This is a genomic window from Kitasatospora sp. NPDC049285, from assembly GCF_040678815.1.
Lineage (GTDB): Bacteria > Actinomycetota > Actinomycetes > Streptomycetales > Streptomycetaceae > Kitasatospora.
The window spans coordinates 50,329-74,961 of sequence record NZ_JBFAQR010000014.1; the positions used below are offsets into that span (position 1 = coordinate 50,329).

Annotated in this window: 40 protein-coding genes; 11 read left to right on the forward strand and 29 right to left on the reverse strand. The window is 72.0% G+C overall.

Annotation, left to right across the window (positions count from 1 at the left end):
• The first annotated feature begins 8 nt into the window (after nt 1–8).
• On the forward strand, nt 9–275 hold the full coding sequence (locus AB0K51_RS12310; protein ID WP_363453439.1) for a DUF2630 family protein: 267 nt from the start codon (nt 9–11) through the stop codon (nt 273–275).
• Here AB0K51_RS12310 and AB0K51_RS12315 read toward each other — a convergent pair.
• Nucleotides 263–742, reverse strand: coding sequence for a MarR family transcriptional regulator (locus tag AB0K51_RS12315; protein WP_363453441.1), 480 nt, complete (start codon nt 740–742; stop codon nt 263–265). The two genes, AB0K51_RS12310 and AB0K51_RS12315, sit on opposite strands and share 13 nt — an antisense overlap.
• A 133-nt stretch (nt 743–875) precedes the next feature.
• Between AB0K51_RS12315 and AB0K51_RS12320 the strand changes: the two genes are divergently transcribed.
• Nucleotides 876–1,286 (forward strand): organic hydroperoxide resistance protein, encoded by a 411-nt coding sequence (locus AB0K51_RS12320; RefSeq protein ID WP_363453443.1) that lies wholly within the window; start codon nt 876–878, stop codon nt 1,284–1,286.
• A gap of 114 nt (nt 1,287–1,400) precedes the next feature.
• On the opposite strand, the gene AB0K51_RS12325 is transcribed toward AB0K51_RS12320, so the two are convergent.
• On the reverse strand, nt 1,401–2,183 hold the full coding sequence (locus AB0K51_RS12325; RefSeq protein WP_363453445.1) for an SGNH/GDSL hydrolase family protein: 783 nt from the start codon (nt 2,181–2,183) through the stop codon (nt 1,401–1,403).
• A 145-nt stretch (nt 2,184–2,328) separates the two neighbouring features.
• Here AB0K51_RS12325 and AB0K51_RS12330 point away from each other — a divergent pair, with 145 nt between their 5' ends.
• The 4 genes from AB0K51_RS12330 to AB0K51_RS12345 all read left to right on the forward strand — a co-directional run bounded on the left by AB0K51_RS12330 (nt 2,329) and on the right by AB0K51_RS12345 (nt 4,246).
• Complete coding sequence (locus AB0K51_RS12330; protein ID WP_363453447.1) at nt 2,329–3,261, forward strand: tyrosine-type recombinase/integrase; 933 nt, start codon at nt 2,329–2,331, stop codon at nt 3,259–3,261.
• A 159-nt stretch (nt 3,262–3,420) separates the two neighbouring features.
• On the forward strand, nt 3,421–3,720 hold the full coding sequence (locus tag AB0K51_RS12335) for a DUF6303 family protein (RefSeq protein WP_363453449.1): 300 nt from the start codon (nt 3,421–3,423) through the stop codon (nt 3,718–3,720).
• Nucleotides 3,720–4,019 (forward strand): hypothetical protein, encoded by a 300-nt coding sequence (locus tag AB0K51_RS12340; RefSeq protein ID WP_363453451.1) that lies wholly within the window; start codon nt 3,720–3,722, stop codon nt 4,017–4,019. The genes AB0K51_RS12335 and AB0K51_RS12340 overlap by 1 nt, the downstream gene beginning before the upstream one ends.
• Complete coding sequence (locus AB0K51_RS12345; RefSeq protein ID WP_363453453.1) at nt 4,019–4,246, forward strand: hypothetical protein; 228 nt, start codon at nt 4,019–4,021, stop codon at nt 4,244–4,246. The genes AB0K51_RS12340 and AB0K51_RS12345 overlap by 1 nt, the downstream gene beginning before the upstream one ends.
• Nucleotides 4,247–4,523: 277 nt before the next feature.
• On the opposite strand, the gene AB0K51_RS12350 is transcribed toward AB0K51_RS12345, so the two are convergent.
• The 20 genes from AB0K51_RS12350 to AB0K51_RS12445 form a co-directional block, all read right to left on the reverse strand.
• Nucleotides 4,524–5,339: a peptidoglycan-binding domain-containing protein gene (locus AB0K51_RS12350; protein ID WP_363453455.1), complete on the reverse strand. Its 816-nt coding sequence runs from the start codon at nt 5,337–5,339 to the stop codon at nt 4,524–4,526.
• A gap of 10 nt (nt 5,340–5,349) precedes the next feature.
• Nucleotides 5,350–6,213, reverse strand: coding sequence for a hypothetical protein (locus AB0K51_RS12355; protein WP_363453457.1), 864 nt, complete (start codon nt 6,211–6,213; stop codon nt 5,350–5,352).
• A 2-nt stretch (nt 6,214–6,215) separates the two neighbouring features.
• The gene (locus AB0K51_RS12360) at nt 6,216–6,635 is read right to left on the reverse strand and encodes a hypothetical protein (protein ID WP_363453459.1); all 420 of its coding nucleotides are present in this window, start codon (nt 6,633–6,635) and stop codon (nt 6,216–6,218) included.
• A gap of 1 nt (nt 6,636) precedes the next feature.
• Nucleotides 6,637–6,771 (reverse strand): hypothetical protein, encoded by a 135-nt coding sequence (locus AB0K51_RS12365; protein ID WP_363453460.1) that lies wholly within the window; start codon nt 6,769–6,771, stop codon nt 6,637–6,639.
• Between the two features lie 14 nt (nt 6,772–6,785).
• On the reverse strand, nt 6,786–6,983 hold the full coding sequence (locus tag AB0K51_RS12370) for a hypothetical protein (RefSeq protein ID WP_363453462.1): 198 nt from the start codon (nt 6,981–6,983) through the stop codon (nt 6,786–6,788).
• Nucleotides 6,980–7,240, reverse strand: a complete 261-nt coding sequence (locus tag AB0K51_RS12375; RefSeq protein ID WP_363453464.1) for a hypothetical protein — start codon at nt 7,238–7,240, stop codon at nt 6,980–6,982. The genes AB0K51_RS12370 and AB0K51_RS12375 overlap by 4 nt, the downstream gene beginning before the upstream one ends.
• Nucleotides 7,240–7,701 carry a hypothetical protein gene (locus tag AB0K51_RS12380; protein ID WP_363453466.1) on the reverse strand — a complete coding sequence of 154 codons (462 nt, stop codon included), beginning with the start codon at nt 7,699–7,701 and terminating at the stop codon, nt 7,240–7,242. Before AB0K51_RS12380 ends, AB0K51_RS12375 begins: the two co-directional genes overlap by 1 nt.
• 9 nt (nt 7,702–7,710) lie before the next feature.
• On the reverse strand, nt 7,711–8,430 hold the full coding sequence (locus AB0K51_RS12385) for a C40 family peptidase (RefSeq protein ID WP_363453468.1): 720 nt from the start codon (nt 8,428–8,430) through the stop codon (nt 7,711–7,713).
• On the reverse strand, nt 8,427–9,062 hold the full coding sequence (locus AB0K51_RS12390; RefSeq protein ID WP_363453470.1) for a LysM domain-containing protein: 636 nt from the start codon (nt 9,060–9,062) through the stop codon (nt 8,427–8,429). Before AB0K51_RS12390 ends, AB0K51_RS12385 begins: the two co-directional genes overlap by 4 nt.
• Nucleotides 9,062–9,409, reverse strand: a complete 348-nt coding sequence (locus AB0K51_RS12395) for a hypothetical protein (protein ID WP_363453472.1) — start codon at nt 9,407–9,409, stop codon at nt 9,062–9,064. The genes AB0K51_RS12390 and AB0K51_RS12395 overlap by 1 nt, the downstream gene beginning before the upstream one ends.
• Complete coding sequence (locus tag AB0K51_RS12400) at nt 9,409–9,558, reverse strand: hypothetical protein (protein ID WP_363453474.1); 150 nt, start codon at nt 9,556–9,558, stop codon at nt 9,409–9,411. The genes AB0K51_RS12395 and AB0K51_RS12400 overlap by 1 nt, the downstream gene beginning before the upstream one ends.
• Before the next feature lie 9 nt (nt 9,559–9,567).
• Nucleotides 9,568–9,837 (reverse strand): hypothetical protein, encoded by a 270-nt coding sequence (locus AB0K51_RS12405; protein WP_363453476.1) that lies wholly within the window; start codon nt 9,835–9,837, stop codon nt 9,568–9,570.
• Between the two features lie 88 nt (nt 9,838–9,925).
• Complete coding sequence (locus AB0K51_RS12410) at nt 9,926–10,426, reverse strand: hypothetical protein (protein ID WP_363453478.1); 501 nt, start codon at nt 10,424–10,426, stop codon at nt 9,926–9,928.
• Entirely contained in the window at nt 10,419–10,682 is a 264-nt protein-coding gene (locus AB0K51_RS12415) for a hypothetical protein (RefSeq protein WP_363453480.1), read from the reverse strand. The genes AB0K51_RS12410 and AB0K51_RS12415 overlap by 8 nt, the downstream gene beginning before the upstream one ends.
• Nucleotide 10,683: 1 nt before the next feature.
• Entirely contained in the window at nt 10,684–11,871 is a 1,188-nt protein-coding gene (locus AB0K51_RS12420; RefSeq protein ID WP_363453482.1) for a hypothetical protein, read from the reverse strand.
• A gap of 323 nt (nt 11,872–12,194) precedes the next feature.
• Nucleotides 12,195–12,728 carry a hypothetical protein gene (locus AB0K51_RS12425; RefSeq protein WP_363453484.1) on the reverse strand — a complete coding sequence of 178 codons (534 nt, stop codon included), beginning with the start codon at nt 12,726–12,728 and terminating at the stop codon, nt 12,195–12,197.
• On the reverse strand, nt 12,728–13,027 hold the full coding sequence (locus AB0K51_RS12430; protein ID WP_363453486.1) for a hypothetical protein: 300 nt from the start codon (nt 13,025–13,027) through the stop codon (nt 12,728–12,730). Before AB0K51_RS12430 ends, AB0K51_RS12425 begins: the two co-directional genes overlap by 1 nt.
• Before the next feature lie 33 nt (nt 13,028–13,060).
• The gene (locus tag AB0K51_RS12435; protein WP_363453488.1) at nt 13,061–13,321 is read right to left on the reverse strand and encodes a hypothetical protein; all 261 of its coding nucleotides are present in this window, start codon (nt 13,319–13,321) and stop codon (nt 13,061–13,063) included.
• Nucleotides 13,322–13,333: 12 nt separating this feature from the next.
• Complete coding sequence (locus AB0K51_RS12440) at nt 13,334–14,020, reverse strand: hypothetical protein (RefSeq protein ID WP_363453490.1); 687 nt, start codon at nt 14,018–14,020, stop codon at nt 13,334–13,336.
• A complete protein-coding gene (locus AB0K51_RS12445; protein WP_363453492.1) occupies nt 14,017–14,613 on the reverse strand; it encodes a hypothetical protein in 597 nt (198 codons plus the stop codon). Before AB0K51_RS12445 ends, AB0K51_RS12440 begins: the two co-directional genes overlap by 4 nt.
• A 305-nt stretch (nt 14,614–14,918) precedes the next feature.
• Between AB0K51_RS12445 and AB0K51_RS12450 the strand changes: the two genes are divergently transcribed.
• A complete protein-coding gene (locus tag AB0K51_RS12450) occupies nt 14,919–15,152 on the forward strand; it encodes a hypothetical protein (protein WP_363453494.1) in 234 nt (77 codons plus the stop codon).
• A gap of 660 nt (nt 15,153–15,812) precedes the next feature.
• On the opposite strand, the gene AB0K51_RS12455 is transcribed toward AB0K51_RS12450, so the two are convergent.
• Together AB0K51_RS12455 and AB0K51_RS12460 are read right to left on the reverse strand one after the other, a co-directional pair.
• Complete coding sequence (locus AB0K51_RS12455) at nt 15,813–17,375, reverse strand: phage/plasmid primase, P4 family (protein ID WP_363453495.1); 1,563 nt, start codon at nt 17,373–17,375, stop codon at nt 15,813–15,815.
• On the reverse strand, nt 17,372–18,307 hold the full coding sequence (locus AB0K51_RS12460) for a bifunctional DNA primase/polymerase (protein WP_363453496.1): 936 nt from the start codon (nt 18,305–18,307) through the stop codon (nt 17,372–17,374). The genes AB0K51_RS12455 and AB0K51_RS12460 overlap by 4 nt, the downstream gene beginning before the upstream one ends.
• A 284-nt stretch (nt 18,308–18,591) precedes the next feature.
• On the opposite strand from AB0K51_RS12460, the gene AB0K51_RS12465 reads away from it, so the two are divergent.
• Both AB0K51_RS12465 and AB0K51_RS12470 read left to right on the forward strand, forming a co-directional pair.
• Nucleotides 18,592–18,849: a helix-turn-helix transcriptional regulator gene (locus AB0K51_RS12465; protein WP_363453498.1), complete on the forward strand. Its 258-nt coding sequence runs from the start codon at nt 18,592–18,594 to the stop codon at nt 18,847–18,849.
• Between the two features lie 89 nt (nt 18,850–18,938).
• A complete protein-coding gene (locus AB0K51_RS12470) occupies nt 18,939–19,073 on the forward strand; it encodes a DUF6126 family protein (RefSeq protein WP_363453500.1) in 135 nt (44 codons plus the stop codon).
• A 30-nt stretch (nt 19,074–19,103) separates the two neighbouring features.
• On the opposite strand, the gene AB0K51_RS12475 is transcribed toward AB0K51_RS12470, so the two are convergent.
• Both AB0K51_RS12475 and AB0K51_RS12480 read right to left on the reverse strand, forming a co-directional pair.
• On the reverse strand, nt 19,104–19,427 hold the full coding sequence (locus tag AB0K51_RS12475; RefSeq protein WP_363453502.1) for a MazG-like family protein: 324 nt from the start codon (nt 19,425–19,427) through the stop codon (nt 19,104–19,106).
• Between the two features lie 89 nt (nt 19,428–19,516).
• A complete protein-coding gene (locus AB0K51_RS12480) occupies nt 19,517–19,876 on the reverse strand; it encodes a UBP-type zinc finger domain-containing protein (protein ID WP_363453504.1) in 360 nt (119 codons plus the stop codon).
• Nucleotides 19,877–20,275: 399 nt separating this feature from the next.
• Here AB0K51_RS12480 and AB0K51_RS12485 point away from each other — a divergent pair, with 399 nt between their 5' ends.
• Together AB0K51_RS12485 and AB0K51_RS12490 are read left to right on the forward strand one after the other, a co-directional pair.
• A complete protein-coding gene (locus AB0K51_RS12485; RefSeq protein WP_363453506.1) occupies nt 20,276–20,851 on the forward strand; it encodes a TerD family protein in 576 nt (191 codons plus the stop codon).
• A 134-nt stretch (nt 20,852–20,985) separates the two neighbouring features.
• Nucleotides 20,986–21,969 carry an aldo/keto reductase gene (locus tag AB0K51_RS12490; protein ID WP_363453508.1) on the forward strand — a complete coding sequence of 328 codons (984 nt, stop codon included), beginning with the start codon at nt 20,986–20,988 and terminating at the stop codon, nt 21,967–21,969.
• A gap of 116 nt (nt 21,970–22,085) precedes the next feature.
• On the opposite strand, the gene AB0K51_RS12495 is transcribed toward AB0K51_RS12490, so the two are convergent.
• From AB0K51_RS12495 to AB0K51_RS12505, 3 genes are all read right to left on the reverse strand, one after another.
• On the reverse strand, nt 22,086–22,316 hold the full coding sequence (locus tag AB0K51_RS12495; RefSeq protein ID WP_363453510.1) for a DUF6296 family protein: 231 nt from the start codon (nt 22,314–22,316) through the stop codon (nt 22,086–22,088).
• A 215-nt stretch (nt 22,317–22,531) separates the two neighbouring features.
• Complete coding sequence (locus AB0K51_RS12500; RefSeq protein WP_363453512.1) at nt 22,532–23,431, reverse strand: hypothetical protein; 900 nt, start codon at nt 23,429–23,431, stop codon at nt 22,532–22,534.
• Nucleotides 23,428–24,513 carry an SPFH domain-containing protein gene (locus AB0K51_RS12505; protein WP_363453514.1) on the reverse strand — a complete coding sequence of 362 codons (1,086 nt, stop codon included), beginning with the start codon at nt 24,511–24,513 and terminating at the stop codon, nt 23,428–23,430. Before AB0K51_RS12505 ends, AB0K51_RS12500 begins: the two co-directional genes overlap by 4 nt.
• Between the last annotated feature and the right edge of the window lie 120 nt (nt 24,514–24,633).

The window sequence follows — 24,633 nt, forward strand, 5'->3', positions numbered from 1 at the left end:
GGCCCCCGATGGACCAGCAGCGCAGCGGCGCCGCCGATCGCCGCATCCTGGAGCGGATCAACGAGATGGTCGAGGCCGAGCGGACCCTGCGCGCCGCGCTCGCCGACGGCCGGATCGACCAGTCCACCGAGCACCGTGAGCTCAAGGACATCGAGGAGCAGCTCGACCAGTGCTGGGACCTGCTCCGGCAGCGCCGGGCCCGGGTCGACGCGGGCGAGGACCCGGACCAGGCCAGCGTGCGCAGTGTCGAGGAAGTGGAGCGCTACGAGTCGTAGTGCGCGGCGGCGTCCATGTTGGCGGTGACCCGGGTGAGCAGGTCGCGCAGGGTGCGCAGGTCCTCCAGGGGGAGGCCGGAGGCGGCCAGGATGTGGCGCGGGACGGGGTGGGCGCGCTCGCGCAGCTCGCGGCCGGCCGGGGTCGGCGAGACGATCACCGACCGCTCGTCCTCGGGGCAGCGGTCGCGGCGGACCAGGCCGGCCGCCTCCAGGCGCTTGAGCAGCGGGGAGAGGGTGCCGGAGTCCAGGCGCAGCCGTTCGCCGAGCTGCTTGACCGGCAGTGAGCCGTCCTCCCAGAGCACCAGCATCACCAGGTACTGCGGGTAGGTCAGGCCGAGGTCCTTGAGCGCGGTGCGGTAGACGCCGCCGAAGGCGCGGGCGGCGGCGTTCAGCGAGAAACAGATCTGGCGGTCCAGGAGCAGCAGGTCCTCGTCCGCGGGTCGGGGGTTCTCGCCGTGCGTGGTCATGGCTCCAGGGTAGCAAGCGGGCCATTCAGTTGTGCGCAATTCAGTTGTGTGCAATAGTTCTGGGGCAGGACAGGGCAGAGACCCCGGGGCCGGACCGGCCGACGGGGTCCCGTGAACGCACAGGAGGCTTGGAATGGACGCGCTCTACACCGCCGTCGCCACCGCGAACGGCCGCGAGGGCCGTGCCGTCAGCTCGGACGGCCAGCTGGACCTCACCCTCGCGATGCCGCCGGCGCTCGGCGGGAGCGGGCAGGGCACCAACCCCGAGCAGCTCTTCGCCGCCGGCTACGCGGCCTGTTTCTCCAGCGCGCTGGGCCTGGTCGGCCGGCAGGCGCGGGTCGACACCTCCGAGGTGTCGGTGACCGCCGAGGTCAGCATCGGCAAGGACGAGACCAGCTTCGGCCTGTCCGTGGTGCTGCGGGTGGAGCTGCCCGAGGCGCTGGCCGGTGAGACCGGTGAGCTGCTGGTGAAGCAGGCCCACCAGGTCTGCCCGTACTCCAAGGCCACGGCCGGGAACATTCCGGTGGAGCTGGTCGTCGAATAAGGCGAGGCAGGGGTCTCACCTGGGGTCTGCGGGCCGCATCCGCGTGGGGGCGGGGCGGCCCGCAGTGGTGTCTCCAGGGGCGCGCGTCTCGTGGGTGCGCGCCCCTGGGGCGGCTCAGAGCGGGAGCAGCTCGGGGCGCTTGGGCTCGACGTGGTCGCCGGAGGACTCGCCGCGCAGCCGGCGCCCCACCCACGGCAGCAGGAAGGTGCGGGCCCACTGCAGGTTCTCCCGGCGCTGCTCGGCGGCCGAGGTGACCGGAGCGGGCGGCCAGGCGGCCTCCGGGTCGCCGGCCACGGCCAGGCCCAGCGAGCGGGCGGCCAGCAGCGCCACCCGCTGGTGGCCCTCGGGCGAGAGGTGCAGCCGGTCGTCCGACCAGGCCCGCCGGTCGTGCACCGCGCGCAGCGACCACAGGTCGGCCACCGCGAGGCCGTGGCGGTCGGCGATCGCCCGCAGGTGGACGTTGTAGGTGGCGATCTTCCCGCGCAGGTGACGCAGGATCGGGACGTCGCGGGTGTCGAAGCCGGTGCAGATCAGGATCGTCCCGGCGTTCTCGCGCAGCTCCAGCACCGCCGCCTCGAAGTGCTCGGCGATCAGGTCCGGGTCGCTGCCCGGGCGCAGGATGTCGTTGCCGCCCGCGCACAGGGTGACCAGGTCGGGCTGGAGCTCGCGGACCCGGGGGACCTGCTCGGCGACGATCTGGTCCAGCAGGCGGCCGCGGACGGCGAGGTTGGCGTAGCGGAACGCGTGCTCCGGGCGGCCTTCCGCCAGCATCCCGGCCAGCCGGTCGGCCCAGCCGGCGAACCGGCCTTCGGGGCCGGGGTCGTTGAGTCCCTCGGTGAAGCTGTCACCGAGGGCGGCGTACGAACTGAGGTCAAGGGTCTCCTGGTAGTCGGCCATGCAGGAGATGGTTCACCTTGTGAAGTGACTTACGCCACCGTATGTTCCCGAGATGTCCCTGTTGGCGGCATAGTCGGGTTTGCTGCATTTCTGGCATATGACAGAAATGCTGGAATCGTGGTCCCTGCTCATGACCGCGGTGGGCATGTCCCCCCGCACGGTCCGCGACCGCACCGCGGCGATTGAGCGGCTCAGCCGCCTCGCCGGCGGGAACGTCACGGCGATCACCCGGGACCACGTGCTCTCGTTCCTCGGCCGGCCGGGCCACTCCCAATGGACCCGGTGCACGTACTACGGCCACATCGAAGCGTGGACCACCTTCGCGCGGTGCCCCGAACTGCTGGACGGCATCCCCCGTCCCAGGACTCCCCGCCGGCTGCCGGACCCCCTGCCGGAGGCGGACCTGGACCGGATGCTCGCCGCGGCACGGGGCACGGTGGAGGAGGTCTGGCTGCTCCTGGGGGCGTTCGCCGGGCTGAGGCTCGGTGAGATCGCAGCCCTGGAGGGCTCATCCATCCGGGGGGAGAAGTTGCGGCTGAACGGCAAGGGCGGGCGGGTCGACGTCCTGAAGCTGCCGCCGGTGCTGTTGGACGCCCTCCGCCCGTGGGCGGGGACCCCGGGGCGTCTGTGGCACATCCCCGCCCGCTCCCTCGCCCGCCGGCTGACCGCGCTCGCGCAGCGGCTCGGCGTGCACCGCTACCGAACCCACCGCCTCCGGCACCGCTACGGCTCGGAGGTCTACCGCACCACCCGGGACCTGCTGGTGACGCAGCGCCTGATGCGGCACAGCAGCCCGGCCACCACCGCCGGCTACGCGGCCCTCCACGACGAGGACGCCGACGCCGCGGTCGACCAGCTCCGCGGCGCGACCGGGGAGCCCCTCACGAAGGAGACGAAGCGAAGTGAGTGTGAGCGCACCAAAACCGACGATCGACGCCAGCTGTCAGCCCGTATCCGCCGCCGCAATCAGCCGCCAACTCGCCAAGGCCGGCTTCGTGCGGTCGGTCTCGACCGGCGACGGGTCCGGCACCTGCACCCATGGATTCATCTCGCTGCGGACGACCCCCTGGAGCGTTGAGGTCTGCGTTCGTCCGCAGAGCCGAGCCGACCTTCAGGTGCAGACCGACCGGCATGAGGCCGAGTTGCGGGTCCTCGGGTACACCACCGAGCAGTACCAGGGGCAGTACACCGATGCGCCTCTCGTCATCAAGGTGACCCGACGGGTTGGGGAGGCGAAGTGAGCGAGCCCTACCCCCAGGCGATCCTGTCCAGCCCCCGCAAGCACCGCCCGCACTGGGTGCTGTTCGTCGTGACCCCCGGCATGAACCCGTGGCCCGAGCACGCCTGGCGGTACTACCACGGCACGGCGCCGACCATCGCGGAGCGGACCGCCGCGCTGGCCGAGCTGGACTTCGCCTACGCGGACGACCACCGCGATTGGTCCTGGGAGGAGATCCAGGTCGACCAGGGCGATGACGCGCCGGTGGAGCTGACCGCCACCGCGCGGGTGCGGCCGGCCATGGGGGGCGGGTCCTGATGGCCGAGCAGGCCGGGCGGTTCCGCGCGCCGAGCTCGTTCGACGTGCGCGCCGCGCTGGACACGCTGCGCGAAGACTGGGGCGGCACGGTCGCGCGCTTCGATGCGACCCGGGCCAGGGTCGCGGAGCAGTACGAGACGAGGATCGGCCCGCTGGGCTCGGTCCAGGACGTGATGGAGGCCCGCATCATGCACCTGGAGGGGGAGCTGGACATCCTGCTGCGGGCCGTGGGCGTGGATCGCGAGGAGTTGCCGGCCTCGCTGGCATGGCTGAGGTCGAGACCGAAGGAGGAGAGCTGATGGCTGCTCGGGTGCCGTTCGTGGTGCGGTCGGAGATCACGGGGCTGGTGGACCACTACGCGCGGCGGTGGGGCTGCGTGAACTGCCGCCAGGTGCAGGTGCGGCTGGCGGAGTTGACCGGGGACCAGGGGGTGGAGGGCCTCTTGGAGGACGAGTTGCTGATCGCCATGGGTCACCTGGGTCGGGTCCACCAGGACGAGCCGTCCACGGCCTACCTGGTCGCGTAGCGGGACCTCCCGCGGCATATGCGGGAGGTCCCTGGATTGATCCTACAAAACGCTGAGAGCCCGTCACCCTGGGGAGGGTGGCGGGCTCTTGCCCTGAGCACTCGGGGGGAGTGCTCGGAGCGGCGGGGGAGTAGGGGGGTCCGGTCCTCTCCCCCGTGTCGATCTGCCAGCCACGCTAGCAGTCAAACCGGTGCGTACGCTACGAAATAGGTCCGCTGGTCGAACTATAATCGAGCATCGCACCTGGTCATGACAGGCTGGACAAACTGGCGAGTGATCAGGTACGGGGGGCGGTCCACGCGGCGGCCCAGGTGACCGGCCCAACGATGCCGTCGACCACCAACCCCTTCTCCTGCTGGAATGCCCGGCAAACGCCGGCGGACTGCGGCCCGTACCAGCCGTCCATGTCGATCGACCAGCGGCGCGCGGCCATCTGCTGCTGCCACTGGCGGACGTCGTCGCCGTGCAGCATCGGCGACTGGACGCGCAGGTACCGGCCGGGCCACTGCGGGTAGGCCGGCGCGGCCGGAGGCGCCGGGGTCGGCGCGGGGGCGGGCTGTCCCGTCACGGTGTTGACGTGCGCGGCCGGGACGCCGCCGAGCGCGGGGTCCGCCGAGATGATGCCCTCCGGGTAGGCCGGCACCCCGTAGCCGTACGGGCCCGAGGGGCCGCGGCGGGGGCGGGTGCGCTGGTGCACGCCGTCGCCCCACGCCGAGCGGCCGTCCGCCGAGGTGTTGCCCTCGATGGTGAAGATGTTGTCGGCGTCGTAGCCGACCACGACGCCGGTGTGGGCGCCGCCCCCGTCGCCGAGGTAGAACGGGCCGCCCAGGACCGGGTACTGGGTCCAGCGGCCGTGCTGCTGCCACCAGTCGACGGCGGTGAGGCACGAGGCGGTCATGGGCCAGAGCTGGTCCATGCCGAGCTGGTGGGCGCCCCACGCCTCGAAGGTCGCGCACCAGGGCTGGTCCTGCGACCACTCCAGGCCGGGGGTCTCGGCGGAGTAGCGCTGGTGGTTGTTCCAGGTGCCGTCCGCGTTCTGGCCCTCGTGGACGCCGTCCTGGGACAGCAGCAGGTTGACGTACTCGTCGCGCATGCGAGTTCTCCTACGGGATGGTGTTGAGCGGGAAGTGGCCGCTGACGATGTACTCGTTGCCGGCGGCGATGCCGAGTCCGGAGCCGGTGGGCACGTTGACGTTGCCGCCCGTGCCGACGTACAGGTGGCCGAACGTCAGGACGCCGCCGTTGTTGCGCTGGCACCACACCGGTTGTGAGCCGGCGGGGCGGTAGCCGGCGGGCAGGGTGAACACGGGGTTGGTCGGTGCGGTCGCCCCCGCGACGAACACGCCGACCATGTGGACGTTGTCCTCGGCGTCCAGGCGGTACTGGAGCGAGTGGTAGCCGACGTTGCCGTTGAAGCTCGTGCCCGCGGCCCAGTTGGTGCCGTAGCTGGGGGTCTGCCAGGTCGCGCCGGTCTTGGTGACGGCCCCGGTGAGCTTGAAGTTGGCGGGGGTGCCTGCTTGGAGGCTGTCGAGCCGGAGTTCGCTCTTCGGCAGGCCGAAGATGCCGGCGTCGAAGATGAGCCGCGGCGCGTAGTCGGCGCTGCCGGAGGTGGTGTCGCCGGCGCCGACGAGCGTCATGGTGTTCAGGTCGGCGGTGATGTAGGCCGCGCCGCCGGTCCACTTGTTCCCGGTGTTCGGGTTGTACCCGCCGAACAGCAACTTGCCCGGGGTGAGCTGGGCGAAGGACGTGGTGCCGTCCTCGGCGGTCAAGGTGTTGTCGCTGGACTGGAGCTGGATGCGGGGGGTGCCGGCGGTGGTGCGGATGACCGCGCCGGTGATGACCTTGCCGTCGATCGCGTCCGCGGACAACTTGGTGCCGACGACCGAGCCGTCGATGAGCTGTCCGCCGTCGATGGGGCCGGTGATGGCGGAGCCGGGCAGGGTCGTGATCGGGTTGTCGAACGCCATGGTCAGGCACTCCCGGGGGTCAAGGTGGTGAGGGTCCGCCAGAGGGTGTACTGGAGGGATGCGCTGCACTTCGAGCCCGGGGTGAGGCCGGTCCACTGCATGATCACGGGCATGGTGGGGTGGATGGTGATGGGGCTCCGCTCGTCCGCGATGTCGAAGGCCGGCGACTTGGAGCCGTCGCGGATCCGGATCGGGTTGATGTACCCCTCGTAGAGCAGCACCGCGCCGTTGGTCGAGCTGTTGCCGGTGACGAAAGTCGTGGCCCGCTCGATCCGGTAGAAGTAGTCGACGTCGGGCGGGTCCCAGACGATCGTCGCGGTGCCGGAGGCGTCGGCGGTCGCGGTGCTTTCCAGCGCGGGCGGGTAGTCGACCAGGGTCACGCGCGCGCCGGTGATCGTCGACTGCTGCTGAGGCAGGAACAACTCAGCCTCCGGGGAGGAGCTTGACGATGAACGGGCGGCGCGCGCCACGGCCCTCGTACGCGTCCCATAGCGCCAGGGCGCCGATCAGGATGCCGCTGTAGCCGAGCAGCAGGGCGACGCGCTGCGAGCGGATCACTGGCCGGCGGCGGCTCACTGCCGGTCCGCCGGCGGCTCGGTGCGCTGCGGGGGCGGGGTGAGCGCGGCGCCGCCGGTGAGGCCGGCCAGGAACACCGACTCCAGGGCGGGCAACGGCTGGTGGCCGAGCGCGACCAGGACGACGTCGCCGACGAGCGCGAGCGCGGCCAGGCCGAGCAGACCGGCGGCAGGGATCAGGGCACGGACGTTCACGGTGTCTCCAGGGTGAGTTGGGCGGCGGCCGGGGGTGGAGGGCTCTGTAGGCTCGCCACGGTGCGGCCGAGAGCGTCGACGGTGCCGGACAGCGACTCGACCTGATCGGCGAGCCCGGACACGGCGTCAGGGAGCTGGGAGAGGGCGAGGATCCACAGGGCGGTGCGGCCGATCCGGCGGGCGACGTAGCCGACGATCGTCCCGACCGCGATGACGGTGCCGGCCGCTGTGCCGAGCAGAGTCAAGTTGAGGTGCATCAGTCCACCCCGCCCAGGTACAGCACGCCCTCCACGGTGCCGGTGACGACCTCCACGAACAGCGCGTCGGAGACGTTGATGCCGCCGCCGCTGGGCATGACGTTCGCGGCGGCGCCGGCCGGGAAGGCGATGACGCCGAGCAGTTGGCCGCCGGCCTCCCGGCCGTCCCACAGCCGCACCACGGCGGCCGCGCCGGTGGTCTCCCGGACCGACCAGCCGACGATCCGTCCCGCGCTCGACAGCGGGCGCTGGGAGCCGTTCGGTGCGACACCGATGGCCACCGGCCGGGCGGCGCGCAGGGCGACGCCGTTGATGGACTGCGCGAGGTCGGCCTGGAGCTGGGACAGCCACCGGATGTACTCGACCTCGGGGACCTGGTCGTCGTCCTGGTCCGGCACGGTGACGTCGAGTCGGGCGGCGGCGGGGCCGGCGTGCTGACGCCACGGCGACAGGGAGCCCATGGAGTCCTCCTACGGGACGGGGAGTTGGGCCAGCTTCTCGCTGGCAGCGTCGTTCAGGGGCTTGGTGGTGATGTAGCCGCCGAGCAGGACCAGGCCGCCGCCGACGGCGACGCCGAGCACGGCCAGGGCGACCGCGCCGAGCGCGTCGGTCATGCCGTGGCCGAGCAGGCCGCCGGACCCGCCGAGCTTCCCCGCCAGCCACCCGGGGAGCTTGAACGGGTTCAGGGGGATGCCCCAAGGGGTCAAGTCCAGCGCGGCGTCGTAGCCGGCCTGCTGGAGGCCGGCCGTCGACACGGTGCCGTCGACGTTCGCCGCGGCCGGTGACGGGGCGTCAGCGCCGCCGCTGCCCGCGGTGCCGAGCACCCGGCGCACCCGGTCTACAGCTCGAGTATTGAGCGGGGCGATCCGGATCGGGACGCCGCTGCGGGCGGCCTCCAGTACCTGGCCGCCACCGGCGTAGATCGCCACGTGGTTGCCCGGGCCCGGGTTGCCGCCGCTGTCGGGGTAGGTGAACGTCACCAGGTCCCCGGGCTGAATCTGATCGAGGCTCACGCCGACACCCGCGTTGCGCTGTTCCTGGCTGGTGCGCGGGATGTCGACGCCGATCGAGTGGAACGCCCCCTGGGTGTACCCGGAGCAGTCGTAGCCGTCGGGGCCGGTGCCGCCCCACACGTACGGCTTGCCGAGCTGGGCTCGGGCCCAGCCCAACAGGTCGGTGAGCGCGGTCACTGGAGGTTCCAGCCGCCGGGGATCGCCACCGACGACCCGTTGAACAGCGCGTGGTCGATGCCGCGGGTCCGGAGGGTCGCCTGGGTGTCGGCAGGCCGGATGCCCGGCTGGAGTTGGTAGTCCCACAGCTCGTTGGCGTTGTGGCCGTACTTCGCGGCGAGCCCGGAGTAGGTGTCGCCCGAGTGCGCGGTGTACCAGACCGTCTGCGGCCGGGGCGGCTGCTGGACCGGTGCCGGGGTGGGGGCCGGGGCCGGCCGGGGCGGTCTCTGGATCGGCACCGGCACGGGTGTCGGGATCTTGGTGACGACACTCGTGATGGGCGGGGCGGTCGTGCCCGGCTTGTTCCGCAGGTCGGAGATCTCCTTCTGGAGCCCCTCGTACTCCTGCTGCCAGGCGTTCCACATGTCGTAGGGCCCGGAGTCGAAGCCGCTGCCGGCGGCCTGCACCGCACTGGTGTTGGTGGCGTCGCCGGCGGCGGCCTTGCGCTTGCGGCCAGCGAGCAGCGCGACCACGGCGACGGTGCCGCCGGCGGCGAGCACCGCGAGGTTGCGCTGGCCGCCCACGCGCGCCGCCAGGCCGCCGCCCATGCCGCTGGCAGGTGCCTCCGGCGCAGGCCCGGGGGTGGTGGGCATCAGGCACCTCCGGAGGGCTGACGGCGCGCCAGACGCTGGGCGAAGATGCGGCGCGACGGGTCGCCGAGGGGCCCTTCGACCAGACCGGACGCGATGGTCGCGTAGCCGCCGTTGCGGTACGGCACGGTGCCGGGGCCGAGCTGGTTGCCCAGCCCGCGAAAGTCCTGCGGCGCGATGGCGTACCCGTTGAAGGTGATCGACGGGTCCTTGTCCGCGGGCCCGTACGGGTGCGTGCGGAAGCCCTGCACGCGGGTCCAGATCTCCGTCAGCAGCCCGCGCGCGGTCGACCGGCCGTTCGGGTCCTCCCCGAACTCGCTGACGGGCGCGACGTACTGGTTGGCGAACATCAGCGGCCCTGGAACGTCTTGGTGACGCTGCTCAGGCCGGCCGCGCCCTCGCGGATCAGTGTGCCGCCGCCGCTCGCGTAGTTGAGCGCCAGGTAGAGGGCGATCAGGCCGCCGGACACGGCCAGGTAGTGGTTGAAGAAGCCCTTCATCGGGTCACCTCACGTGTAGAGCGCGGTAGCGGACGTGGTCCACTCGGCGGGCAGCAGGGTGCCGCCGGTGGACGGTGCAGGGGCGGAGGCCGGCGGCGCCGCCCCGCCGTGCTTGCGCAGGTCGGGGATGGCCGGGACGGTCGGGTCCAGGACGTGGTTGATGACGGCGGCGAGGCTGGTCAGCAGACCTCCCGCGCGCTCGGCCGCGGCGTTGCTGCTGACCGCGGCCTCCAGCAGCGCGAGGCCGAGCATCCCGGTGAACAGGGCCCGCCAGTTCATAGGAGGTTGAGCCGTCCGAGCATGTCGCCCGCCACGATCTGGGTGATCAGCCAGACCCCAGCCACGACCAGGAAGATTCCGCCGCTGTTCATGCCGTCCTCCGCTGGATCGGTCCGCCGGTCCCCTCCGGGGCGAGGCCCTGGAGGGGCTTGTTGAGGAACTTCGCGGACAGCCACCCCCGCCACCCGGCTGCCCCGTACCGGATGTAGGTGATCGCCACCGTGTAGAGCAGCAGGCCTGTGAGAAGGCTCCCCGCGTCCCGGGCCCGCGTGGGCGGGGTCAGGGTGGGCCGCCAGCGGCCCTTGGACAGGTAGTCGGCGGACGCCTGGGCGCCCTTGCCGACCGCGGCCCCGGCGCGCGCCGCCCGGCCGGGTCCGGCCGCGGCCGGCTCCTCCTCGTCCGGCTCGGCCGCACCCTCGTCGTAGGCCTGCTCCAGGTCGGCGCGGCCCCGCGTCGACCCGGCGCGGTCCCGACGTTCCCGGCCGGACTGCCGGGCCGCCGCGACTTGCCGGCCGATGATCTGACGGTCGGTCGGATCACCCGGGTCCAGCCGGAGTTCGCCGGCAGGTCGGCCGCGGTGCTTAGCCACCGAGGGAACCGGAGACCTTGACCGGCCCGACGCGCACGCTGGTGGACACCGCGGCCAGGCCGAACGCGCCGAGCAGCAGCGCGCCCACCCAGAACATCGGGTTGTTGGGGTGCAGCAGCTGCGTGGTGCCCTTCGCGGCCGGCGCCGGGCCGGCTACCTGCGCCAGCGGGGTGTCGTCGCGTGTCGCCGACGGGGAGGCGAAGCCCATGCCGTATTTGGCGGTCGGGCTGGGGCTCATCCAGGAGGCGGTCGCCATGTCAGCTCCCCGCGCCGGCCTGGAAGATGGTCTCCTGGACGTACTCCAGCGCGGCGTTGGTCAGGGTCAGACCGGACTGGTAGGTCGTCACCAGCCGCAGGTCGGACGTGGTGCCCATGTCCACGGCGTCCCGGAAGGCGTTCTCGTTGGCGAAGTCGATGCAGCCCACGCCCCAGACGCCGCCCACGTCGGTGTTGTACATGCGCTCGTTGACGAACCGCAGGTGCGAGCCGGTCAGGTACTCGTCCGGGGTCTCGTTCGAGCCGTACCGCCACGCGATCTTGCCGTAGTTGGTGGCGTTCATCTGGAGCGGCGAGCCGACACCGGCACCGTTCCAGGTCTGGAACAGGGTGCGGAGCATCGTCTTGCCGGCACCCTGGCCGATCAGCCGGCTCTCGATCTCGCCGTTGCCGAGCTGGGTGGTCCGGCTCTGGATGAACGAGTGGAAGAGCGACAGGTCCGGGACGACGATCTGGCCGTCCGAGCCGATCGGCACCGAGTACTTGACCGTGGTGACCTGCATGGTGCCGGTGAGGGCGACCGCGCCGTTGCCGGTCAGCGTGAACAGGTTCGACGCCAGCTCGGAGTCGACCTGGATGGTCAGGTCGGTGCTCGACGTCGCGGCGAAGATGGCGCCGGCCAGGTCGATCTCGTCCTCGGCGATCGGGACGATCCAGTACAGGTCAACGTTGTAGGTGCCGTTGGCCAGCGCGGAGGTGTTCGAGCCGACACCCCACGACTCGGACGCCGAACTGAAGGTGCCGTTCTGCACCGACGCGCCGGTGACGGTCTGCGGGACACCGCGGTCGGTGAAGTCGGACTTCTTCATGAACTCGCGGGCCTTGAGCTTCAGGCCCGACGCGTTGATGACGTTCGACGCGCCGTTCGCGGTGAAGCGCACCGCCTTGAGCATGTCGTAGGGCCACCGGCTGGTGGACGCGACGGTGCCGCTGCCCGGGGTGACGACCAGCGAGCCGGTGAACCGGATGATCGCCGAGCTGATGATGTCGGACTTCTTCAACTCCCACGTGTTCTGGGTGCCGAAGCCTCCCCACGCCTGCGACCCCTCGGAGAAGGTCTTGCGACGGGTGCGGGCGAAGAACTCCGGCGGCCGGACGCTCTCCGACGGCACGGCGATGCCCTGCATGTACCGGACGGGACCCGTGGTCCCGGTGACTGCTGCGGTCATCAGCCGTTCCGCCTCACTGCGTAGTCGCGCAGGGTCTGAAGACCCGGGATGGGGAGCCGGTCAGCGGCCAGGTTGAGCGCGACCAGCGAAAGGACAGAGGTCAGGGCGACGGAGGCGTAGAACGCCAGCCCGCGGCCGGCCCCCATCAGGAGCCGTGCCGGAAGGACATGCCGCGGCCGTACTTGTCGTAGGCGACCGTGACCGCCAGGGCGACGACGGCGGTCAGGAGAAGGCCGTTCAGGCGCATGGGAAACCCCCAGGTCGAGAGTGGTTCTCTCGACGCTGGGGGATACCTGCGGGACGCCGGAAGATGATCTCCCGGGCTAACTTTCGATGCGCTCGGCGGTGACCTCCACCCGCACCTGCACCCTGATCCGGTACCGCCCGTGCTCGGACCAGAGGCGGGGGAAGTGCTCCTCGATCCGGTCGACTTCGGGCTGGTGGAGACTGCGGGGGCCGGCACCCGGGTCCGCCATGCGGTGCGGGTCGAGTGCCTGCTGGAGCAGGTGCACGCGGTGCGTGCGCGTGTGGTCCAGGTAGTCCGCGATGTCCTGGGGGAGCGGGCTGTCCGCCTGCTCCGCGTGCGGGAGCGTCACTCCCTGCTCGGCCAGCCACAGCCCCATCACCCGGGTGAGGCCGCGCCAGCAGTCCCCCCAGCCCTGCTCCAGCTCGTCGTCGGTGAACGACGCGTTGGTGACCTGGCTGCCGTCTGGCCGCCAGACCCCCTGCCATCCATCCGGGGTGATGCCGAACTCGTACGCGCAGCGCGAGGGGCACCGCACCCGGGCCGGCGGCGGGCCGGGCACGAGGCGGTGCTTGCGGTAGGCCGCGAGCAGCTGCCTGTCGTAGGTGTCCATCAGCCGACCTGGCCCGGGAACGGCGGGACGGGCGCCGGCGGCGGGGTCAGCGCGATGGCCGGCTGGTAGGCGGTGGCCGGGTCGGGCGCGATGTTCTGCACGGGCAGCGCGCCCGGGCCGTATGCGGTGGTCGCCGGCGGCTGCTCGGGCGTCTTCTGCATGTCGAGCGGCGCCGGGTCGGCCGGGGCCTGGGTGCCGGCCGCGGTGTCGATGTCGGCGTGCAGCTGCTCGCGGTCGGTGCCGGACGGCATCGGGACGGCGTCGGCCAGGCGGTGGAGGATCTCGGACAGGGTGGGCATGGAGGGGTCCGTTCCGTGCTGGTGGTGGGTGGGTCAGGATCGGCGCGCGATGCCGGCGTTGGCCCACATCACCGCTTGGTCGATGCTGTCGACGGCGTGCGTGAGCTCGGGGGAGCCGGGCACGTAGGAGTTGAGCAGGCGCGCGAAGTCGAGGCCGGCCGCGCGCACCTGCTCGTAGAGCTCAGGCTGACCCGGCCGCGGCGGGTGGTAGCTGAACCGCTCGACCAGCTCGGCGTCGTGCTCCTGCCGGGCGATCTCGGGGAAGGCCCTGTAGAGGCCCTCGTCTCCGCTCAAGTCGTGCTCCGATCAGGTGAGTTGGAACGGGGGGACGCGGTACAGGCGGTGCTCTTCGGCGACGTACAGCGTCGACCAGTGGGCGCCGCGGCGGGCGGTCTCGTTGAGCACCGCGGCGAGCTTCCCCGGTGCGATGCCGATGTTCTCCGCGATGCGAGCGACGTCCAGGGTGTTGGGCAGGTCGAACATCAGGACGCGGTCGGCCTGCGCCATCACGAGCGGGTCAACACCCTTCGGCCGGGGGCCGCAGAGCAGTGCGCTCGTCTTGTGGTGGCGGGACTGGTGCAACAGCAGCCTGCCGTTGCGGCCGGTCCGGCCGGCCTTGAAAACCTCGCCCATCTCGTCCACCCAGACCAGCACCCGCCGGTCCTTCGGGTACAAGGCCGCCGCGAGCGCGCGGTCGACGTCGTCCTCGAAGGTGTCGGCGGCCGGGTCGGCGATCCACCGGACCGTGACGGGGACGGCCGGGTCCTGGCGGGGCGGGAGTTCGTGGGGCGGCTGCCCGCGGAGCACGATGACGTCCTGGTCGTCGCCGGGGTCGGCCGACCCGTTGATGTCGATGACGTACCGGTCGGTCGCCGGCCAGCCACGGAAGTGCTCCCGAGCCGCCGCGCTCTTGCCGCTGCCCTTCCGGCCGACCGCGACGATGATCTGGTTCGCCGACGGGTCGATGACCGGGTACGGGAAGTCCGCGGTCACGCTGCCGCCGGGGCGCTCTCGCCCGCGTCGCCGAGCTGCCGCGCGGCGCGGAGCTGCTGACGCATCGACACGTTCCGCCAGACGTAGCCGCCCAGGGCGAGGACCAGGTCCACGACGTCCAGGGCGTCGCTGTTGCCGGTCGCTCCCTCCGGGAGGCGGCGGAACGCGATCCGGGCGGCGGGCCGGGCGATCGCCTCGATCTCGCCGTCCTCCGGGCGCCACAGGCCGTAGTGCTGCTCGACCGGGTCGGCCGCGATCCGGGCGAGCTGCCGGGTCACGGTGTCCAGGACACCAGACAGGCCCTTCTGGATCGCGGCGCGGGTGATCCGGACCGGTTCACCACCCGAGGGGGTGCCGCCAGACCCTCCGGGTCCGCTGGGGAGGTCGTCCGGCGCGGGGGTCGACCAGGTCGGGTCCTCGCCGCTGGGGCTGCTCGGGCTGTCGCTCGGGTTCGGGTTCGAGGACGGTGACGACAGCGGGTCCGGGCTCGGCGGGGTGGCCGGCTCCTGGAACAGCGGGCTGTTCGGGCGCTGCTGAGGGATCGTCGGCTCGGCCTGCTCGGCCGGCACCTCGCTGCTTGGGCTGGGGGACATCCCAACTCACCTCTCGTACGTCGTCGTCGGCCTCCGGCGCGGGCTCAACGGCCTTCTCGTCGGTGGGTGGGCGCTGCTCGCGCGGGACCCGCTTCGCTACCACGTGCAGCGAGCAGCCCTCGGTCGCGCAGGGGCCGTCCCAGGTGACTCTGCCCGGGGCTGACACGGTCTCAGTGACGTGGCCCGCCGTGCAGGTGCCGCGGACGCGCACTGATCCGCCTCGGCGACGACTGGCTGACGGTGGCATGGGGATACTCTGACGTGGGGTCCACCGATACCGGAACGTATCAATTTCGGGAGGACCCATGCCCGCAGCTATCGCCACCGGATACCCCGAGCGACTGGCCGCCTCCGCCGACTACGTCCGCGACTGCCGCGAGCGCTACCAGGCCGCCCTCGCTGCCCGCAACGACCTGATCGTCAACGCCGTGGACGATGGGCTCTCCGGCTACACCGTCGCCCGCGCGGTCGGGCTGAGGCAGCCTCAGATCATCCGGATCTGTTCCGAATCACAGCCGGACGCCCACGACCAGAGGTAACGTCCGCAGGACACACAGCGGCCCCCAGCCACATGTTCCGTGGCTGGGGGCCGCCTTGTGCCCCGCGGACCCCTCCGGACCGGTCGTCTTCACGGCCAGGCCACCCGCAGCGAACACGGCATAAGCCGCATCTACCGCAGGTCGGGGCACTGCTACGCGAGGGTACCAGCGGGCGATACCTCCACGGATCACCATCACGCACCCCACACCCCAATGGCCGGAAATCGCGCGCCCTTTGCCGAACCGGGACGCAGCGGACGGTCGCGTCCGCGACCGACACCCCCGGCAACCCGCCCCTGCGGCCCGCGCGTTCACCGCCCCGGCCTGCTCGGCCGCGGCCGGCCTCCCAGACCGGGCCGGGCGCGGCCCGCGGTTGCCCTGCCGTACCTCACCAAGCCACCCACCCCCGCGTGGCGGAGGTGGTAGCGCAGCGTAGCTGCGAAAGGTTGTAAACAGCAACTAGGGTGAAGGGTGAAGGGTTGCGTATGGTTTCGTGAAAGATGCCCCGCGCGCGCCCGGGTGGCGAGAAATGCCCATAACTCCTTCATCCCTCCACCTTCGCAGGTCAGAGCACTTCCAACCCTTCACCCGGGGAATCGGCGGCGTGAAAATGCCCCCGGGCCTCACGGTGGAGGCTCGGGGGCAGGTAACTACACACGGTTATCGGGCGGCGGGAATTTCGCCTTGGACGGGCTCGGCGGGCGGCTGTGGTGCGGACCGGCGGGCACCGGTTGGCCAGCCGCTCTCCTCGTCCTCCTGGTCCTCCTCATCGAGCAGCATCAGGCCGCTGTACTGGCGGCCGACCTTGGTGCTCTTCTTCGAGTAGCCGGCGGACTCCATGAGGCTGGCGAACGCCTTCTCCGAGCCGGCCTGTTCGCCGACTGAGCGGCACCACGTGGACCAGGCGGTGTACAACTCCCGGGCGCGGACGGCGCTGTGAGGGTTCGCCATGGTTCGCTCCTCCAGGAACCGGCCGATAGCGTTGTTGTCCTCCTGGTACGCCTGGGTGCGGGCGCGCACCGCATCGGGCGGGTTGAGCCCCTGCTTCTGGTAGGCCAGCCACCCCTCATACACCCAGGACAGGACAGCGTCCGCTGCTGCCCGGAGCTTGGCCGGCAGCTCCGGATCGCGCTCGTCCTCCGGGATCACGACGTCGAACGGGACCACCAGGAGCCGGCGCCACACGGCCGGGTCGTCGGCGGAGACCTTCGGCAGGTAGTTGGTGAGCATCACCAGCGTGTGGCTCGGGTCGAACGTGATCGGGTTGGAATGCATCCAGTTCGCCTGGATCGGATCTCCACCAACGAGCCTCTTCATGGTGGCCTCGGCGAACCGCTTATCGCGGTCCGTCTCAGAGCAGAACACCAGGCGCTGACCCTTGAGCGCCATCTTGAAAGCGCCGTGCCGCTCATTCTTCGATTCCATCAGAATTGCCGGATCTGCCTCGTCGGCGTAGTCGCCGAAGGTGTGCATGATGGCGTCTCGCAGGGTGCCCTTGCCGTTCGCGCCGGTGCCGGTGAAGATCGGCAGCACGTGTTCCGTGACTCGGCCGAGCATGGCGTAGCCGAACAGCCGCTGCACGAAGGCGCGCACCTCCTCATCAGGGAGGACCCGGGCCAGGAAGTTCTCCCAGTCCTGGCTGATGTCGCCAGTGATGCTGCCGCGGGACAGCTTGGTGATCAGGTCCTCGCGCCGAGCGGGCCGGATGTTGCGCTCTTGAAGGTCGACCGTTCCGCCTGGGGTGTTGAACAGGTGGGGGTGGGAATCCATCTCGCTCGCGGCGGTGGAGACCGGAAAGAGTGCGCCTGCGATTTCCGCGATTCCCGCCATTCCGGATTTCGACTCGCACCTGCGAATGTCCTGGTACAGCTCGTCCCGCTCTTTCCCCTCGTACCTATCGAGTTCGCGCAGTGCAGACTTCAGTGTCTGCCGCACGGCGCGGGTTTCCACTCGCTTCTCATCCGACTTCCACCGGTGCTGGTCCCAGAGGTCCCAGCCGATGCCGTGGACGTACCGGAGCGCCCTGCCGTGCTCGTGGATGAAGCGCTCCGCGAACCGGAGCTGACCGCGGTGCATCTCGACCGGACGCGGTGCCGGGGTCGGGCGCGCCGGCGACTGGCCGTCCCGACGGGCCTCCCTCGCGCGGGCGAGGTCGATCGGGTTCGGCGACGGCAGGGCGTTGACGACGGTGTCGTCGCTGGGCGGCTGCGGGGGGATCGTCACGCCGCAGCCCCCCGCTGGCCAGCGGTCCAGCCGGATTCCACCGTGCGGCGCGCTTCGGCCTCGGCGGTCCGGCCGCGACCGACGGAGGCCGGCACCAGGTGCCGCTGCACCTCCTCCAGGGTGAGCACCCGCGGTGCGGTGTGCGCGAGCTCGGCCAGGTGCCGGGCGCGGGCGAACAGCATCCGGTTGCCCTCCCCGGCCGGGGCGTCGGCGACGTCCTGGGCGGCGCCGGCGAGCGCGGACTGCGCGTACCGGTCGGCGCGCCGTCCGTACTGCACGGGAGTCGGCGGTGTGGGTGCCGGCGGTGGCGCGGCCGGCCGCCGGAGGAGCTCGGCCAGGGCATCCGGCAGCGGCGCGGGCCGGACCGCCGGCGGGCTGATCCGCTCGTAGGGTCGGCCGTGCTTCGCCGAGTAGGAGCCGGCCGCGATGACGTACCCGCCGACGCCACGGACGTCGACCAGCGGGCCGATATGCCCAGGCGCGGGCTCACCGCTCGGATCCTTGGCCCGGCCGGTGCCGGTTCGGCATCCGATCGGGTCCCCGGGCATCACGAAGTATAGGTGGACGCCCCCAGACGGGGTGAGCACGGTGTACGTCTCCGGCCAGGTGAGGCCGAGCTCCGCCAGGCGTACGGCGAAGACGTCGGTCCCATCCTGGCAACCGGACCAGCGGTCGGTGAGCCCCGCCGGCCCCTTTGGCATGTCGCAGTCGACCACCAGGTAGTGGTCGGTGAGCAGGCAGACGTGGGCGCGCGGGAACAGGGTCGACCACCAGGCATCGACCAGGCTCGGGCTGCAGAACTTGGCGCGGTCCTCGCCCGCGCCGAATCCCTGGACCAGCGGGCGCTTGGTGGCCTGGCTGCCGGGCATCACGGGGTGCCCGCGTCGGCGCCAGGTGTGGGCGACCGCTAGCTGGTAGACGAGAGTGCCCAAGCCCGAGCCGGGGGTGGAAGGCGTAGTAGCGGACCGTCCGACGGACAGCCCGGTGTCGTCCTGCCCCGGCCGGGTCTCCTCCCCAGGAGTCGCGGCGGGGCAAGGCGGTTCAGTCGACGTGATCGACTCAGGCATGGAAGCTCCAGCGCGTGAGTCGTCGGCAGGTTGGACCCCTGGACCGGCACGACGAGAGTGTGCTGCCGGAAGAGATCCTTCCGGCCCGTCATGTTGTATCCGATTCAGGGGCGTTGACACAAGAACCTGTGCCTCGGTACGGTCATCCCATGGATGAGATGCAGGAAGGCATCACGGGTAGCGTCCGTGCGCTTTCAGCCTGGCGACGCGAAAGCCAGGCCGATCTGGGGGCTCTGCTGGGGCTGTCGGCGGTCACGATCGCGCAGCGGCTGAATGGTCGACTGGCGTGGACGCTGAAGGACGTGAGTGCTCTTTGCAAGCACTACGGCCTGACGTTTGACCAGCTCACGAAGGGTCCGGCCTCATGGCTCGGGCTCGATCAGGAGGTGGGATCTACGCCACCGTAGGTGCCCGGTAGCGGTGCGTGATCTCCGCCACCCGGCCGCACCGGCTACCCTCGGAGGCGGCCGGGCGAGCACCAACGGGAGGACGCGACGTGTCCACAGGCGCCGTGCGCGACGAGAAGTCGCGCCGCAAGCAGATGATGATCCGCGCCCTGATCTACATCGCGGGCACCCACCTGTTCGCCGGGTTCGTCATCCTGCTGTTCGCCCTCGGCGGGCGGCACTGACCACCGGGGCGCGCTGCCGCTGACGGCGGGTCAGTCCGCGGCGGGCAGGACCCGGGCGGCGACCTTCGCCAGGTGGGCGTCGAGCGCGGCCGGCGGGTCCGGATGCACCCGGATCAGCGCCACCAGCGCGGTGATCACCACGTCGCAGAGCTCGCCCGCCACGTCGTCCCAGGAGTGCGAGAAGCCCTTGCGCGGGTTCTGGCCCATCGCGCCGATCACCGCCTCGGCGACCTCGCCGGCCTCCTCGCTGAGCTTCAGGCACTGCAACACCCGCTGCATCTCCGGCGGTTGGGTGCTGCCCCGCTCCAGCCAGGCCGCCAGGGCGCGCACCGTCTCCCACTGCCGCTCGTCCACGCCGTCCCCTCGCTCGTCCGCCGCGGCACGACCGAACGCCGCCCGCGCCACGGTGACCGTACCGGGTGCGGGCGGCGGTGGGCGGGCGGTCAGTGCAGCCGCTGCTGCCAGTCGATCGGGACGTGGCCGGCCGGACCCGGGGTGGGCTGGGTGACCGGATGCGCGGTGGGGGCAGCCAGCGTCGGGCCCTCGTAGAACTGCTCGGTCTCGGTGTTCCAGAACCAGTCCTCGCCCGGCTCGAAGCTGGTCAGGAACGGATGGCCGGCCGCGCGGGCGTGCGAGGTCGCGTGTTGGGAAGGCGAGGAGTCGCAGCAGCCGATGTGTCCGCAGGCGGCGCACCGGCGCAGGTGGAACCACCAGCCCGCGCCCTGGCCGGCCAGGCACTCCAGGCAGCCGTCCCCGCTCGGCGGCACGTTCGGGTCGATCCCGGGGATCGTCTCATCGCTCATCGCGGCACCTCCGTCGCCAGCCTATGCCCGCCGCCGCCGCGGCGGCGGCAGGCGCACGGGTGCGCCTCCCGCGCTGGCCCGGCGCCGTGCGTACGGCGAACTCGCCACCGTTCACGCGGGCGGACTCGCCAGCGGTCGCGGGGGGACCCGCCGCCGTTCACGCGGTGCGCTGACGGCGGGTCAGGCGGGTGCGGGGCGCGGGGTGAATCCGGCCGCGGGCTGGGCGGGAAGGCGGATTCCGTGCTGATCTACAGTGCTGTAGATTCGGGCGGGGGTCGGCTCACGGCACGACTCCGGGGGTAGACCCAGGGGGTCGGGGGCGAAAGGCCGTCAGGCGTGGGGCACCGGGCCGAACCGCCGTGTCGGGTACGGGGAAAAAAGGATCACAGGAGGCACAACATGGGAGTCTCGCTCGCGAAGGGCGGCAACGTCTCGCTGACGAAGGAGGCCCCGGGGCTCACCTCCGTCATCGTCGGCCTGGGCTGGGACGTGCGCGCCACCACCGGCGCCGACTTCGACCTCGACGCCAGCGCGCTGCTGTGCAGCGAGGCCGGCCGCGTCCTCAGCGACCAGCACTTCGTCTTCTACAACAACCTGCGCAGCCCCGACGGTTCGGTCGAGCACAGCGGCGACAACCTGACCGGCGGCGGTGGCGGCGACGACGAGCAGATCAAGGTCGACCTCGCCACCGTGCCGCCGCAGGTCGCCAAGGTGGTCTTCCCGGTCTCCATCTACGACGCCGAACAGCGCCGGCAGAGCTTCGGCCAGGTCCGCAACGCCTTCATCCGGATCGTCAACGAGGCCGACGGCAGTGAGGTCGCCCGCTACGACCTCACCGAGGACGCCTCCACCGAGACCGCCATGGTCTTCGGCGAGCTCTACCGCTATGGCGCCGAGTGGAAGTTCCGTGCCATCGGCCAGGGTTACGCCTCCGGGCTGCGCGGCATCGCGCTCGACTACGGCGTCAACGTCTGACCCGTACCCGCTGGTCGCCGACCGTCCCGTCCCTGCGGCGGGGCGGTCGGCTGCCGTTCGGTGACGGTTCGTCCGGTGCCGTTCGGGGAGTGTCGGTGTCGGGCCGCGCGGCGCGCTGTGGCAGGCTCGGCGGCATGGAACAGCGAGAACTCGGCCGGACCGGGCGTCCGGTGTCGGTGGTGGGCCTGGGCACGTGGCAGCTCGGCGCGGACTGGGGCGTGGTCCTGGAGAGCGACGCGCTCGCGGTGCTCGACGCGGCCGTCGACGCCGGAGTGACCCTCTTCGACACCGCGGACGTCTACGGCGACGGCCGCAGCGAGCAGTTGATCGGCCGATTCCTGAAGGACCGGCCGGACGCGCAGGTCATGGTCGCCACCAAGCTCGGCCGCCGGCTGCCGCAGCTGCCGGGGAACTACACCCTCGCCAACTTCCGCGAATGGACCGACCGTTCGCGGCGCAACCTGGGCGTGGACCGACTCGACCTGGTCCAACTGCACTGCCCGCCCAGCTCGGTCTACTCCGACCAGCAGGTCTACGACGCGCTCGACACGCTGGTCGAGGAGGGCCGCACCGCCGCGTACGGGGTCAGCGTGGAGACCTGCGACGAGGCGCTCAGCGCGATCGCCCGGCCCGGCGTGGCCAGCGTGCAGATCATCTTCAACCCGTTCCGCCGCAAGCCGCTGGACCGGGTGCTGCCCGCCGCCGAGAAGGCAGGCGTGGGCATCATTGCCCGCGTCCCGCTCGCCTCCGGGCTGCTGTCCGGCAAGTACACCAAGGACACCCTGTTCCCCGCGGACGACCACCGCACTTACAACCGGGACGGCTCCGCGTTCGACCAGGGCGAGACCTTCTCCGGCATCGACTTCGCCACCGGCGTGGAGGCCGCCGCGGAGTTCTCCGCACTCGCCCCGCCCGGGGCCACCCCCGCGCAGACGGCGCTGCGCTGGATCATCCAGCAGCCCGGCGTCACCACCGTCATCCCCGGCGCCCGCAACCCCCGGCAGGCCCGGGACAACGCCGAGGCCACCGCGCTGTCGCCGCTGAGCGCGCAGACCCTCACCGCGATCGAGGACATCTACGACCGGCGGCTGCGCGCCCAGGTCCACCCGCGCTGGTAGCCGCGGCCGGGCGGGGCGGGCGGCGCCGGCGAGGCTGGTACGTCCGGTCGTGCTGCCCGTGGAAACCGCCTTCCGCAGGGGTGCGGAAAGCGGTTGCCGGGTGCCGATCCGGGCAGCTACGGCAGCGGCTCGGCGTGCAGCGGGGTGGCCGGCGACTGGTGGCCGCCGCTGGCGAGCATCCGCACCTCGCCCTGGTCGCTGATCTCCGCCTGCACGATGCCGGACGCGTCGGCGTACACCGGATACCCGCCCGGCCCCTTCGCGCCGGTCGCCTCGACCACCACCACGTCCTGCGCGGCGTGGCCGCCGATCTCGCCGGGGAAGGTCAAAGCGAATCGTCGGGCCATCTCGGTGCCTCCATCGCGGGTCGGCCCCCCGTCTCATCGTAGGCGGGGGGCCGACGGCGGTCGCGGCGCACGCGCGGTCGCGCCCCGCCGGTGGTCGAGGTACCGGAACGACACGGCACGCTCCGGCCGCCGGCAGGGCCGGGGCGGTGAGTGTCGGCCGCTGGCGGGGTCGGGTCGGGGGCGGTGGGTGTCGGCCGCCGGCAGGGCTCGCGCGGTCAGACCAGCAGGTGCAGGTGCTGCTCGGACGGGCCGACCCGGACGGTCTGGCCCCAGGTGAGCAGCAGGGCGTCCGACTCGATGCCGTCGCCGAACGCCACCAGGCGCTCCGACTCGACGGTCAGGCTGAGCCGGTCCCGCTCCGACAGCAGGCCCTGGACGCGGGAGGTGCCGGTGACCGGTGACGGCCAGGCCTCCCGGACGAACCAGGACAGCTGCCGCGCGGTCGGCTCCGGCAGCGTGAGCCGGCTGCCGCGCTCCAGCCACGTCGAGCGGCACCAGCCAGTCGCACCCGTCCCGGTGCCCACCAGCACCCCCGAGGACGCCTGCGACTCCGCCGCGCCGCCCGGTGCGTCCAAGCGGTAGCGGGCGGTCTGGTGGCCGGGCTGGCCGAGGTAGATCTCGTTCAGCGCCAGCAACCGCTGGGTGTCGTCCGCGACCGCCTCGACCATGGTGCGCCGCTCCAACCGCCGCTCCACGCCCGGCTCCACCGCCGCCCGCAGCAGCCGTCCCGCCTGCCCCGCACGGTGCCGCACCAGTACGCCCGGATTGCGGCCCGGCTCCGCGTCCACCCCGATCACCGGCTGCCCGGTCAGGTACTTCGCGGTGTTCGCCACCAGACCGTCCTGGCCGACCACCACCACGACGTCCTCCGGCCCGAACAGGAACCGGTCCAGGTCCGTCCGCTCCACCCGGGTCTGCCGCCAGTCCAGCGGCACCGCCGCCGCCACCTCGGCCAGCGCCGTGCGGCTCAGCTGGTGGCGCTGCTCGGCCTCCTCCAGCGAGCGGCCGCGCCGGGCCAGGAAGAACTCCGCCTGGCCGCGGGTGCCGTGATGGGCGATCAACTCCTCGAACTCGGTACGGCGGTGCACCAGCACCACCCGCGGCGCGAGGCTCATGGCCGCGCTCCCGGGTGGCCGGCCCCGGCGTCGATGTCGGTCCGGGTGCCGGCCGCCGGGGCCGACAGCCGGGTGAGCAGGCCGGTCAGCACGTCCGGGGTGAGGGTGATGTTGTCGATCCGCGGCAGGTGCTCGGCGAGCCGGATCAGCGCCAGCGCCTGCAGGACCTGCGGACCCACCTGCTGGTGCGCGGCCAGCCAGGCCGCCTCCGCCGCCGCCTTCGCCTCGCCCAACGCCCGGGCCGCCTCGGCCTGCTGGACCGCCAGCAGACCGGCCGCCTCCGCCTCGGCCACCGCCAGCCTGGTCCGGCGCGCCGCCTCGGCATCCGTGCGCACCGCGTCGGCCGCCGCCTTCTGCTCCGCCTCACGGCGCGCGTTCTCGCCCTGCTGGGCCACCAACTGCTCCTCGCGGCGCGCCAGTTCGATCCGACTGGCGAGCTCGTTCTCGGCGATCGCCCGCTCCCGCTCCACCGCCACCGCGCGTCGCTCGTACGTCGCCCGGTCGGCCTCCTGCTGCACCCGCTCACGGGCCGGGGTGCGCAGCGCCCGCTCCATCTCGGCCTCCGGGCGCACCGCCGTGACCCGTACCGCGATCACCGCGAGCCCGATCTCCGCCAGCCGCGGCTCCGCGGCCAACCCCTCCGCGATCCGCTCGCGGACCGCCGTCACCCCGTCGACCAGGGTGTCCGCCAGCGGAGTCGCGGCGATCAGCTGCAACGCGTGCTGCTGCGCGGTCTCGGTCAGCACGGTGCCCAGCTGGTCCAGCGGCTCGCTGCGCCAGGCGCCGGTGTCCGGGTCGATCCCGAAGTCCACCCGGGTGGCCGCGGTCGCCGGGTCGGTGATCCGGTAGGTGACCGTGGCCTGCACCGCGAGGTCCTGGAAGTCCGCCGTCCTGGCGTGGAACATCATCGCCAACTCGCGGTCGTCCGCCGGTACTTCGGAGATCGCCGCGGCCAGCGGCCGGAACCAGAAGGCCAGCCCCGTGCCCTCGTGCGCGAGCTTGCCGCCCTGTAGGTGGCGGACGTGGCTGGTCGGGGCGGCGCGCAGGTGGCGGAAGCCGAAGCGGCGGGTGATGTCGGCCATCGGGATCGGTGTCCTCTCTTTTCGTCGCAATGACGATAACGCGCGCGGGGCTTTGTCGTCAATACGACGAAAAGGGGGTGTGGTGGGGGTGCCCGGCGATGCGGGATGCTGCGGAGTCGG